Annotated in this window: 5 protein-coding genes and 1 pseudogene; all 6 read right to left on the bottom strand. The window is 75.9% G+C overall.

The genetic code is table 11. The features are described from left to right. Positions 1-131 precede the first annotated feature (131 nt). On the bottom strand, positions 132-1,361 hold the full coding sequence (locus ACZ55U_RS08490) for an aminotransferase-like domain-containing protein (protein ID WP_465523933.1): 1,230 nt from the start codon (positions 1,359-1,361) through the stop codon (positions 132-134). Between the two features lie 65 nt (positions 1,362-1,426). Next, positions 1,427-2,569: an alpha-hydroxy acid oxidase gene (locus ACZ55U_RS08485; protein WP_465523795.1), complete on the bottom strand. Its 1,143-nt coding sequence runs from the start codon at positions 2,567-2,569 to the stop codon at positions 1,427-1,429. Beyond that, positions 2,566-3,663, bottom strand: coding sequence for a 4-hydroxyphenylpyruvate dioxygenase (hppD, locus tag ACZ55U_RS08480; protein WP_465523793.1), 1,098 nt, complete (start codon positions 3,661-3,663; stop codon positions 2,566-2,568). Before hppD ends, ACZ55U_RS08485 begins: the two co-directional genes overlap by 4 nt. 13 nt (positions 3,664-3,676) lie before the next feature. After that, a complete protein-coding gene (locus ACZ55U_RS08475) occupies positions 3,677-4,213 on the bottom strand; it encodes a hypothetical protein (RefSeq protein WP_465523791.1) in 537 nt (178 codons plus the stop codon). Beyond that, entirely contained in the window at positions 4,213-5,259 is a 1,047-nt protein-coding gene (locus ACZ55U_RS08470) for an SAM-dependent methyltransferase (RefSeq protein ID WP_465523789.1), read from the bottom strand. The genes ACZ55U_RS08475 and ACZ55U_RS08470 overlap by 1 nt, the downstream gene beginning before the upstream one ends. 105 nt (positions 5,260-5,364) lie before the next feature. After that, positions 5,365-12,552 (bottom strand): annotated as a pseudogene (locus ACZ55U_RS08465) (amino acid adenylation domain-containing protein); the annotation flags it as partial. Positions 12,553-12,643: the final 91 nt, after the last annotated feature.

Genomic DNA, 12,643 nt, shown 5'->3' with positions numbered 1-12,643 from the left:
GTCGGTCGTGGATTGCTGGTGATCGATTCTGCACCACCGCCCCGACCACGGACAGGGCGGACGGCGCCGGCGGCAGCCGGGAGGGACGGCCGCTAGGGGCGCCCCGCCCGGCGCGCCCCCGACGGCGGCGGTCAGGACCGCGCGGTGAGGAGTTCGGCCAGCGCGTCCAGGCCCCGGTCGACGGTGGCCGGGTCCACCTGGCTGACGGAGAGCCGCAGTTGGTGCTCCCCGCCGGCGCCCGGGTGGAAGTGCGACATCGGGGTCCAGATCACCCCGTACCGCGAGGCCGAGAGTTCCAGCAGCGCGTCGTCCACCACGCACGGCACCGTGAGCACCACGAAGAACCCGCCGCGCGGCTCGTTCCACGTCACCCCGCAGCCGGGCGGGAACCGCCGGGCCAGGCCCTCCAGCACCAGCGACAGGTTGCGCCGGTAGAGCGCGGCCACCTCGGCGTTGGCGGCCCGCAGGCTGTGGCCGTGCTCCAGCAGCGCGCCGCCGATCACCGCCTGGGCGATCGGCGAGGTGTTCACCGTCGTCATGCTCTTGACCATGCCGAGCAGGTCGGCGAGCAGCACCGTGGCGCCCCGGTCGTCCGCCACCAGCTGGTCCGCCACCACGTACCCGACCCGGGCGCCCGGCAGGGCCGTCTTGGCGAAGGACCCGAGGTGGACCACCCGCCGCCCGGTGTCCAGCGCCTTGAGCGAGGGCAGCCGCTCCTCGCCGGCGAAGAAGCCGTACGGGTTGTCCTCCAGCAGCAGGAAGTCCTCCCGCTCCGCCAGGGCCAGCAGCTCCCGGCGCAGCTCCACCGGCAGGCTGGCCCCGCTCGGGTTGGCCACGTCCGGCACCAGGTAGAGCGCCCGCGGGCGCAGCCCCCCGGCCCGGGCGGCGGCCAGCTGCCGGCGCAGGTCGGCGAGGTCCACGCCGTCCGGGCCGTCGGCCACCGGCCGCACCGGCAGGTCGGCCAGCAGCGCCGCGCCGGTCAGCCCCACGTAGGTGGGGGAGACGGCCAGCACCACGTCCTCGCGGCCGCGGCGCAGCGCCCGCAGCACCAGGAACATCGCCTCCTGGCAGCCCACCGTGACCACGATCGACTCGGCGGGCACCTCGATGCCCTCGTCGGTCGCGAGGTGGGTGGCGATCAGGTCGTGGATGATCCCCTTGGTGCGCCCGTACTGGAGCACCTGGCGGCGGGCGGCCTCCTCGGTCAGTCCGCGCTCGGTGCGCAGGTGGTCGAGGTAGCGGTCCAGGTGGCGGTGGACGTCGTCGGTGTCGAAGAACCGCTCGGTCGGGCGGCCGGCCGCGAAGGAGACGGCCCGCGGGTAGCGGATGGAGATCTCGTTGAGCAGGTTCATCGAGGTCATCGCCGGATCGGCGAGGGAGGGGTGCAGGCCGGCCAGCAGCAGGTCGGCCGGTGCGGCGGTGGCGGTCACGGGGTGCTCCAGGTCGGGCCGGGCAGGGGGGTGGTGCGCAGGCCGGCGGCGGCCCGCAGGTCGGCGCAGCCGGCCAGGCCGAGCGCGTGCCGCAGTTCGGCGGCGAGCAGGTCGAGGACCTCGGCGCAGCCGGCCTCGCCGCCGGCCGCCAGGCCCCAGATCAGCGGACGCCCGAGCAGCACCCCGGACGCGCCGAGGGCCAGCGCGGTGAGCACGTCCGAGCCGCCGCGCACCCCGCTGTCCATCAGCACCTGGCAGTCCCGGCCGGCCAGCGCCTCGGCGACGGCGGGCAGCGCGGTCAACGCGGCCACCGCGCGGTCGAGTTGGCGGCCCCCGTGGTTGGAGACCACGACGGCCGCGGCGCCGAGGTCGGCGGCCCGCCGCGCGTCCGCCGGGTCGAGCACCCCCTTGACCACCAGCGGCAGTCCGGTCCGCTCGCGCAGCCAGTCGAGGTCGGCCCAGGTGACACCGGGGGAGAGCAGTTCGGCGGTGTGCGCGGCCACCGCGGAGACGGCGGCGGTGGACTCGTGCGCCCGCCCGGCGGCGCCGTCCTCCAGCAGCGCGGCGCGGACGTGCCCGGGCAGCGCGAAGGCGTTGCGGGCGTCGCGCAGCCGGCGGCCCATGTACGGCACGTCGGCGGTGACGACCAGCGCCTCGCTGCCCGCCGCCTCGGCCGCCCGCACCAGCTCCAGCAGCCGGCCTCGGTCGCGCAGCCAGTACAGCTGGAACCAGAGGGTGGCCCCGGTCCCCGCCAGCTCCTCGAAGCCGACGCTGCTGAGCGTGCCGACGGTGAACGGCACGCCCGCCGCCGCGGCGGCGCGGGCCGAGGCCAGCTCGCCCTCGGGGTGGAACAGCCGGTGGTAGGCGACGGGCGCCACCGCGACCGGCAGGGCCGACCGGCTGCGCACCAGGGTGGCGGTGGTGTCCCGGGTGCCGACGTCGGCCAGCACCCGGGGCACCAGTCCCACCCGGTCGAAGGCGTTCCGGTTGGCGGCGAGGGTCAGTTCGCGCTCCGCGCCGCCCTCCAGCCACTCCCACACCTCGGGCGCGAGCACGGCCCGGGCCCGCTCGGCGTACTCGGCGACGCACAGCGCCGGGCCCCCGGCGGCCGGCGGCGCACTGCGGACGGGCGCGCTCATCCGGCCACCCCGCTGGCGTCGCGCTGGAGCTCCACGGCCTCGTAGAGGGCGCGGATGTTGTTGCTGCCGAAGTTGCGGGCCCGGATGCGCTCGATCACCTCGAAGAAGAAGGTGTGCCGAGGGTGCCGGGAGCGGGTGAAGATCTGGAACAGCTGGCCGTCGTGGTCCTGGTCGACCAGCAGGTTCAGCTCGCGCAGCCGGTCGGTGGAGTGCCGCAGCGGCGTCAGGCGTCCCGGCAGCGAGTCGTAGTAGGCCGCAGGGGTGTGCAGGAACGGCACGCCGCGCCCGGCCATGGCGGAGACGGTGTGCACGGCGTCCTCGGCGGCGAAGGCGACGTGCTGCACCCCGGCGCCGTCGTGGCCGGCCAGGAAGGAGGCGATCTGGCCGCCCGCGTCCGCGCCGAGCGGCTCGATCAGGGTGAGCGTGACGCTGCGGTCGGCGCTCTGCACGACCGCCGAGTCCATGCCGAGCGCGCCGACCTCGACCCGCTCCTCGAAGACCGTCCGGAAGCCGAAGACCTCGCGGTAGCGGCGCTCGGTGGAGCGCAGCTCGCCGAACGGGACCAGGACGGCGAAGTGGTCGACGGAGCGCAGGCCGACCGTGCCCGCGCCGGTCAGCGGGGCCGGGTCGGGCAGGCCGGGGATGCGGCCGGCCGGGGTGCCCGGGGCGCGTTCGACCAGGGTGTGCACCACGTCACCGAAGGCGTCGACCACGGCGGTGACGCAGCCGTCCTCGGCCAGCGGCGGGCGCAGCGCGGTGGCGCCCCGGTCGGTCAGGGTGCGGAACGCCCCGGCGGCGTCCGGCACCCGCAGGCCCAGGGCGGCCACGCCGTCGCCGTGCCGCGCCAGGTAGCCGGTGGCGGGGTGTCCGGCGGCCAGCGGCTGGGTGAGCAGCAGCCGGATCGAGCCCTGGCCGACCAGCGCGGACAGGCAGCGCTCGGCGGCGCCGCCGCGCTCGGTCGGCGGGACGAGTGGCTCGAAGCCGTACTCCGTGGTCAGCCGGGTCGTTTCGGCGCCCAGGTCGGCGACGTGGAACTCGACGTGGTCCAGTTCGACGGGGACCGGGGCGGTGGAGGGAGAGGAACGGTCGGTCATCGGTGGAGCTCTCTCATGAGGAGGACGGGAGGTTTCGAGGGACGAGCGGCGCGACGGCGGTGAAGCCGGCGACCACCGCGTCGTTGGCGTCCCCCGTGCCGAGGCCGACCCGGACGCCCTGGCCGGGGTGGTGGCGGACATCGGCACCCAGGCGCTCCGGCGCCGCGCGCAGCCCGTCCGTCCGCGCGGCCGTCGCCGGCAGGTCGTGCCGGGCGTCCGGGCCGAGCGGCACCGGCCGGGCCCCGGCCCGGGTGAACTCGCGGAAGATCGGACGGGCGCCGAAGCCGGGCACCGAGTGCACCCCGTTGTCGCCGGGCCCGACCACCGCGTGGAAGAGGCCCAGCGCCACGCCCGCCGAGCCGTGGCCGACCACGACCTGCCCGGCCGCTACGCCCTGCCGGTCGGCGACGATCCCGGCGGTCCGCTCCGGGCGGAGGTCCGGGTACCGGTGCAGGTCGGTGGCGGCCGCGGTCAGCGCGGCGAGCACGGACGGCGGCGGGTACGGGTGCTCGTTCCGCGCCGGCCGGTGTCCGGCGGGTGCCGTGGCCATCAGTCGGCCTGGAGCACGTAGAGCCAGGAGTGCGGGGTGGCCAGCGCCTCGACGCGCTCGATCCGCAGGCCGGCCCCGGTGAACAGCTCCTCGTAGGTGGCCTTGGTGTGCAGCGGCACGCCCATCATGGCGTGCGCCAGCTCGAAGCCGACCGAGAAGACCGGCTGGGCGCCCTCGGAGGTGCCCGGGTCGCGCAGCATGGTGTCACCGAGGACGAAGGTGCGGGCCTTGGGGAAGGCCTCCCGCATCCGGGTGAAGATCGAGGAGCGGGTGTCCGGGTCGGCCAGCAGGTCGTGCAGCAGGAAGAAGCTCATCACGGCGTCGACCTCGGCCACCTCGGCGGCCTCGGCGTCGTTGTCGACCTGGGTGCCGAGCAGGCCCAGCACGTCCGCGCGCACGGCGGTGACCCGGTCCTCCATCCCGGCCTCGGCGATCTCGCGGCGGGCGATGTCGGTGGCCGGGCGGCTGATGTCGATGCCCAGGCCCCGGCTGCCCTCGCGCTGGGAGACCACCCGGCGCACCCGGGCGGAGGTGCCGGAGCCCAGGTCGGCGATGGTGCGGAAGTCGATGCCGGAGAGCACGTCGGTCAGCTGCGCGGCGAACAGCGACTGGTCGCACTGGGCGGAGCCGAGGGCGACCATCGCCTCGTCGCGGAAGACGTCCTCGCCGTAGCGGCGGGTGCCGGCGCTCAGCTGGCCGGCGCGCCCGAACACGTCGTGGTAGCCGCCGACGGCCCAGGTGAAGTAGCCGCGCGCGGCGGCGATCTCCAGGCCCGCCTCGGTGGGCAGGTAGGCGCCGCCGTCGGCCTTGAGGTAGCCGTAGTCGGCGGCGGCGCGCAGCACGGCCTCGGTGCGGGCGGTGTCGCCGGAGCGGGCGGTGGCCTCGGCGGCGGCCAGCGGCTCGCCGCGCCCGATCGCCTCCAGCAGGCCGATCCGGTCCAGCGCGAAGATCACGTTCGCGGCGATGAAGCCGTTGTAGGCGTCGGTCGAGGTGATCGGCGACGGGGTGATGCCGCGCCAGGAGTCGGGGATGGACGCGGTGGTCATGGTGGTGTCCGTTTCTCCGTGGGCGGACCGGATGCGGTCCGCGGTGGCTGCGCAGGCCGGTCACCTGCGGTCGGTCGGGGTGGTGGGGTCGGTGGGGCGGGCGGATCAGGACGTCAGGCGGGCGGCGAGCACCGGGCCGATGTGGGCGAGCGCCTCGGCGCCCGTCATCGCGCCGTGGGTGCTCGGCACCTCGTGGACGTCGAGCCGGCCGCCCAGGTACGGGCGCCAGCTCTCCGGGTCGGGAGCGCCGGCCGGCCGGTCCTTGGCGGCGGTGAAGAACACCGCGTCGCCGTCGTAGCCGGGCAGCGGGAGCGCGTGGGACAGCTCGGCGTTGGCCCGGAACACCGAGACCACCCGGGCCACCCCGGCGCCGCTGAGGCCGGCGAGCGGGCCCTCGCCGCCCCGCACGAGCGCGGCGTAGCCGTCCTCGTCGGCGGGCCAGGCGGTGACCTCCGCGGCCGGGTGGCCGAGCGAGTCGAGGATCTCCGCGAGCTGCGCCGGGTCGTCGTCCCGCCACCGCTCGGGGGCCGGTTCCCCGGTGCCCGGGTAGGCGTCCAGCAGCGCCAACAGCCGCACCTCTTCGCCCTGTTCGCGCAGCAGCGCGGCGATCGCGTGGGCGACGGCGCCGCCGAAGGACCAGCCGAGCAGGGCGTACGGGCCCTCGGGGCGGACGGCGCGGATCCGTGCGAGGTGGGTCCGGGCCAGCTCCTCGACCGAGGCCGGCCGTGCGGCCGGGTCGGCCAGGCCGGGGGCCTGGAGGCCGTAGATCGGCTGCTCGGCGTCGAGGTGGCGCAGCAGCCCGGTGTAGACCCAGCTGATGCCCGCGGCCGGGTGGACGCAGAACAGCGGCGGGCGCGCGCCGCGGGTGCGGATCGGCAGCAGGACGGGGAAGGTCTCGGCGGCCGGGCCCCGGGCGAGCCGTTCGGCCAGGGCGGCGACGGTCGGCGCCTCGAACACCGCGCGGACGCCGATCCGTTCGTCCTCGCCGACCAGTTCGCGCAGGCCCGCGACCAGCCGGCCGGCCAGCAGCGAGTGCCCGCCCAGCTCGAAGAAGTTGTCGTCCACGCCGACCTGTTCCAACCCGAGCACGTCGGCGAACAGGCCGCGGAGCAGTTCCTCGCGGGGCGTCGCGGGCGCCCGCCCGGAGCGGGGCCGGGCGTCGTCGGGGGCCGGCAGCGCCGTGCGGTCGACCTTGCCGTTGGCGGTCAGCGGCAGGGCGTCGAGGAGGACGACGGCGGAGGGGACCATGTAGTCGGGCAGGGTGGCGCCGACGTGGGCGCGCAGTTCGGTCTGGCTGACGTCTTGTCCGGGGTGGGGGACGGCGTAGCCGACGAGGCGGCGGTCGCCGGGGCGGTCCTCGCGGACCAGGACGAACGCCTGGGCGAGGGCGGGGTGCCGGGCGAGGGCGGCCTCGATCTCGCCGGGTTCGATGCGGAAGCCGCGGATCTTGACCTGGTGGTCGGCGCGGCCCTGGTACTCCAGGGTGCCGTCGGGTCGGCGGCGGGCGAGGTCGCCGGTGCGGTACATCCGGGTGCCGGGCGGGCCGTACGGGTCGGCGACGAAGCGCTCGGCGGTCAGGTCCGGTCGGCCCAGGTAGCCGCGGGCGAGGCCGGCGCCGGCGATGTACAGCTCGCCGACGACTCCGGCCGGGGCGGGTTGGAGGTTCGAGTCGAGCACGTGGAGGCGGGTGTTGACCACCGGCAGGCCCATCGGGGGATTGACGCGGCCGTTGAGCGGGGTGCTGATGCTGGCGCAGACGGTGGACTCGGTGGGGCCGTAGGCGTTGAGCATCCGGGTGCGGGCGGACCAGTGCTCGACCAGGTCGGGCGGGCAGGCCTCGCCGGCGACGACCAGGGTGGCGCCCTCGGGGATGGCATCGGGCGGGAGGACGGCGAGGGCGGTGGGCGGCAGGGTGAGGTGGGTGACGCCCTGTTCGGCGATCAGCTCGGCGAGCGCCGGGCCGGGGAGCAGCTGGTCGGCGTCGCCGAGGACGGCGCGGGCGCCGGTGAGCAGGGCCATGCCCAGCTCCGACACGGCGGCGTCGAAGGACGGCGAGGCGAACAGCAGCACCCGGCTGTCGGGGGTGACGGCGAACGCCTCGCGCTGGCTCTCCACCATGCTCGCCAGGCCGGTGTGGGTGACCACCACGCCCTTGGGGCGGCCGGTGGAGCCCGAGGTGTAGATGACGTACGCCGCCGAGTGCGGGCTGGTCGCCCGGCCGGTGAGGTCGTGCGCCGGGTGGCCGGAGGTGTCCAGGTCGTCGATCAGCAGCCGGGGGACGGCGCTGCCGGCGAGCGGCCCGTCGGCCAGGGCGGCGCTGGTGAGGACCAGGGCGGGCCGGGCGTCGCCGAGCATGTGGGCGATCCGGTCGGCCGGGTAGCGCGGGTCCAGCGGGAGGAAGGCGGCGCCCGCCTTGAGCACGGCCAGTTGGGCGACGATCAGCTCGATCGAGCGCTCCAGGGCGATGGCGACGAAGTGCTCGGGGCCCGCGCCGTGCTCGGTCAGCAGCCGGGCCAGGCGGTTGGCGCGCTCGTTCAGCTCGCCGTAGGTGACCTGCTCGGGGCCGAAGGCGAGCGCGACGGCTTCGGGACGGGCGGCGGCCCGCGCCTCGAAGAGCGCGGGGAAGGTGGCGGGCGCGATCGGGCGGGCGGTGTCGTTCCACCCGGTGAGCAACAGCTCGCGCTCCCGTGGATCCAGCACCTCGACCCGGCCCACCGGCTGGTCCGGATCGGCCAGCACCGCGCGCAGGACACGCTCGAAGCGGGCGGCCGTCGCCTCGGCGGTGGCCCGGTCGAACAGGTCGACGGCGTACTCGACGGTCAGGCCCAGCCCGGCGGGCGCGCCGGCCGCGTCGAAGCTCTCGCCGAAGGCGAAGGTCAGGTCGAACTTGGCGAGCCCCGACTCCAGTTGCTCGACCCGGCCGGGCAGGCCGTCGAGGTCGGCCTGCCCGGCCTCGCCGCCGGAGGTCAGCATCACCTGGCACAGCGGGTGGCGGGCGGTCGAGCGTGCCGGGTTGAGCAGCTCGACCAGCCGCTCGAAGGGCACGTCCTGGTGCTCGAAGGCCGCCAGGGTGGTCAGCCGGACGCGCTCCACCAGCTCCCGGAAGCTCGGGTCACCGCCAGGGGTGTCCCCGGCGGAGCGGGGGGAGGTGTCGGTGCGCAGCACCAGCGTGTTGACGAAGAAGCCGACCAGGTCGTCCAGGGCCTCGTCGGTGCGCCCGGCGACGACGGTGCCGATCGGCAGGTCGGTGCCCGCGCCGATCCGGCTCAGCGTGGTGGCCAGCGCGGCCTGCACCACCATGAACACGCTGGCCCGGCTCTGCTGGGCCAACTCGACCAGACGGGTGTGGAGTTCGGCGTCCAGCCGGAGTTCCACCGTGGCGCCCCGGCGGCTCGGGGCGGCCGGGCGGGGGCGGTCGAAGGGCAGGGCCAGCTCCTCCGGCAGGCCGGCCAGGGCCTCCTGCCAGTAGGCGAGTTGCCCGGTCAGCAGGGCGGTGGGCCGCTCGTCGGTGCCGAGCAGCTCGTGCTGCCACAGGGCGTAGTCGGCGTACTGGACGGGCAGCGGCCGCCAGTCGGGGGCGGTGCCGGCGCGCCGGGCCCGGTAGGCCTCGGCGAGATCGCGCAGCAGCGGGCCCACGGAGTGGCCGTCGGTGGCGATGTGGTGCGTCAGCAGCAGCAGGACGTGCCGGTCGCCCGGCAGGGAGAGCAGGGTGGCGCGCACCGGGAGGTCGCGGGCCAGGTCGAAGACCTGCGACCCGGCCTCGGCGAGGGCCGCCGCGAGTTCCTCCTCGGTGGCCACCGAGGCGGTGCGCAGCGGCAGTCGGGGCGCGTCCAGGACCAGCTGGTGCGGCTGCCCGTCGGTGGCCGGGTAGACGGTGCGCAGCACCTCGTGCCGTGCCACCACGTCCCGCACCGCCTGCTCCAGGGCGGGTGCGTCGACCTCGCCGGTCAGCCGCAGGGCGCACGGGGTGTTGTAGAGCGCGCTCGGGCCCTCGTACTGGTCGATGAACCAGAGGCGCCGCTGCGCGGGGGAGAGCGGGACGCGCTCGGGCCGCTCGACGGGCCGCAGGCGCGGGCGGGCGGCGCCGGGGGCGGGCAGTGCCTCGGCGAGGGCGGCCACGGTGGGGGCGTCGAACAGTGCCCGGACGGGCAGCTCGGTGCCGAGCGCGCCGCGGATGCGGCCGACCAGCCTGGCGGCCAGCAGCGAGTGGCCGCCCAGGTCGAAGAAGCTGTCGTCGATCCCGATCCGGTCCGTCCCGAGGACGTCGGCGAAGAGTTCGTAGAGCGCGCGCTCGGTGTCGGTGCGCGGGGCGCGGCCCTCGCCGGCCCCGGTGTAGTCGGGGACGGGCAGGGCCTTGCGGTCCACCTTGCCGTTGGCGGTCACCGGGAGGGCGTCGAGGACGACCACGGCGGCCGGCAGCATGTAGCCGGGCAGCCGGTCGGCGACGGCGGCGCGCAGCTCGGCGGGCGTGCCGGTGCCGGTGGTGTACACCACCAGCCGCTGGTCGCCGGGCTGGTCCTCGCGGACCACGGCGAACGCCTGGCCGACGCCCGGCAGGGCGGTGAACGCGGCCTCCACCTCGCCGGGTTCGATCCGGAAGCCGCGGATCTTGACCTGGTCGTCGGCCCGGCCGAGGAACTCCAGGACGCCGTCGGCCCTCCAGCGCACCAGGTCCCCGGTGCGGTACATCCGGCTTCCGGGCTCGCCGAAGGGGCAGGCCACGAAGCGCTCGGCGGTCAGGGCGGGCCGGCCGACGTAGCCGCGGGCCAGGCCGGCCCCGGCGAGGTACAGCTCTCCGGCCACGCCGGCCGGTACCGGCCGCAGCGCGGGGTCCAGCACGTACGGCCTGGTGTTGGCCAGCGGGCGCCCGATCGGCACCACGGCCGGGACGGACCCGGCCGCGCTCATGGTGAAGGTGGTCTTGATGGCGGTGGTCTCGGTGGGCGCGTACACCGCGACCACGGCGGTGTCCGGGCAGGCCCGCAGCAGCCGGCGCACGGACTCCGGCGGGACGACGTCGCCGCCGGTCCACACCTGCCGGACGTGCCGGAACGCGGCGGGGTCCTCGTCGGCCATCAGCCGCAGCAGGCCGGACGGCGCCTGGACCAGCGTCACCCGGTGGGTGGTGACGGTCTCGGCGAGGCGCCGGACGTCCAGTTCGCCGGGCTCGGCCAGGACGACCGCCCCGCCGGTGACCAGCGGCGCCCAGATCTCGGTGGTGGAGGCGTCGAAGGCGGTCGGCGAGTGCAGCAGCACCCGCTCGTGGTGGCCGGCCCGGAACTGCGGGTTGCCCAGCAGGTCCACCACGTTGCGGTGGGTCACGGCGACGCCCTTGGGCACCCCGGTCGAGCCGGAGGTGTACATCACGTACAGCAGCTGGCCGGGCAGCACCGGCACCGTCGGGTTCGCCGCCGCGGGGGCCTCGGCGAGCAGCGCCTCGGTGACTTCGACGCCGGTGACCTCGACGCCGGTGACGTCCTCGTCGGCCCGGCCGTCTCCTCCGGGGAGCGGGCCCAGCACCGGGTGGCCCCGGTGGGCCGGGTCGGTCAGCAGCAGGGCGGTTCGGGTGTCGGCGAGGATGTGCCGGAGCCGGTCCAACGGGTAGCGGTCGTCCAGCGGGACGTAGGTGCCGCCTGCCTTGGCGATCGCGAGGACGGCGGTGAGCAGGGCGGCCGAGCGCTCCATCAGCACCGCGACCGGCTGTTCGGCGGTCAGACCGCGCGCCAGCAGCAGCGCGGCGAGCCGGTTGGCACGGTCGTTGAGTTCGGCGTAGTCCAGCCGCTCGGTGCCCGAGATCACGGCGGGGGCCCCGGGGGTGGCGGCGGCCTGGGCCTCGAACAGCCGGGGCAGGCTCAGTTCGGTGACGTCCGCCACCGGTCCGTTCCAGCCGGTGAGCAGCCGTTCGCGCTCGGCGGGGTCGAGGATCTCGATGTCGCCGATCGGGGCCTCCGGGTCGGCCACGGCGGCGCGCAGGACGCGCAGCAGCCGCTCGGCGAGGGAGCGGGCGGTGGCGTGGTCGAAGAGGTCGGCCGCGTAGTCGACGGCGGCGCGCACGCCCAGGCAGCCGCCGTCGGCGGCGAGCCGCTCGACGAAGTGGAAGTTGAGGTCGAACTGGGCCCGGGGCTCGCCGACTTCGACCGGTACGGCGGTGGCGGCGCCGAACCGGAGGTCGCCGGGCCGCTGGGCGTTCAGGGTGACGACGGTCTGGAAGAGGGGGTGCCGGGCGGGGGTGCGGGTGGGGTTGAGGTGTTCGACCAGGCGCTCGAAGGGGGTGTCCTGGTGGTCGTAGGCGTCGAGGTCGGTGCGGCGGACGCGGTCGAGCAGTTCGCGGAAGCTCGGGTCGCCGCCAGGGGTGTCCCCGGCGGAGCGGGGGGAGGTGTCGGTGCGCAGTACGAGGGTGTTGACGAAGAAGCCGACGAGGTCGTCCAGGGCTTCGTCGGTGCGTCCGGCGACCGGGGTGCCGAGTGGCAGGTCGGTGCCGGCGCCGAGGCGGGTGTAGAGGGTGGCGACGGCGGCTTGCAGCGCCATGAACAGGCTGGCGTTCCGCTCGGAGGCCAACTCGGTGAGCGCGCGGTGCAGTTCGGCGTCCAGCTCGAACTCGACGGTGCCGCCGCGACGGCTCGCCGAGGCCGGCCGGGGGCGGTCGCAGGGCAGCGCCAGCTCCTCCGGCAGGCCGGACAACGCCTCTTTCCAGTAGGTCAGTTGCTCGGAGACGAGGCTCTGCGGGTCGTCCTCCTCGCCGAGCAGTTCGCGCTGCCAGAGGGTGTAGTCGGCGTACTGCACCGGCAGCGGCTCCCACCGCGGTCCGGTGCCGGCCAGCCGGGCCCGGTAGGCCTCGGCGAGGTCGCGCAGGAGCGGCGCGAGGGACCAGCCGTCCACGGCGATGTGGTGGGTGAGCAGCAGCAGGACGTGCTCGTCCGGCAGGGGAGGCTCGCCCCGCGGGGGGAGGGAGTACAGCCAGGCCCGGAGCGGGAGGTCGGAGGCGAGGTCGAAGACCTGCCCGGCGTCCGTGCGCAGCCGCTCGCGCAGCTCGGCCTCGTCGGCCACCGGGACGCGGCGCAGCTCCGGGCGCCCCTCGGCGAGGACGTGCTGGTGGGGCCGGCCGTCGGCGGTGGGGAAGACGGTGCGCAGCGCCTCGTGCCGGTCCACCACGTCCCCCAGCGCGTCTTCGAGGGCGGCGGGGTCGAGCTCGCCTTTCAGCCGCAGGGCGAACGGAGTGTTGTAGAGGGCGCTCGGGCCCTCCAACTGCTCGATGAACCAGAGCCGCTGCTGGGCGAACGACAACGGGATCAAGGTCTGCCTCCGACTGGCGACGTGCTGTTGCTGTGGTGGGTGAGGGGGCGCCGAGGCCGGGCCGTCCGGTGCCGGACGGCCCGGGTTCCGC

Source organism: Kitasatospora sp. NPDC034533 (genome assembly GCF_055575155.1).
The sequence above is the reverse complement of the archived record's forward strand: the minus strand, read 5'-3'. Positions and strand labels throughout refer to the sequence as shown.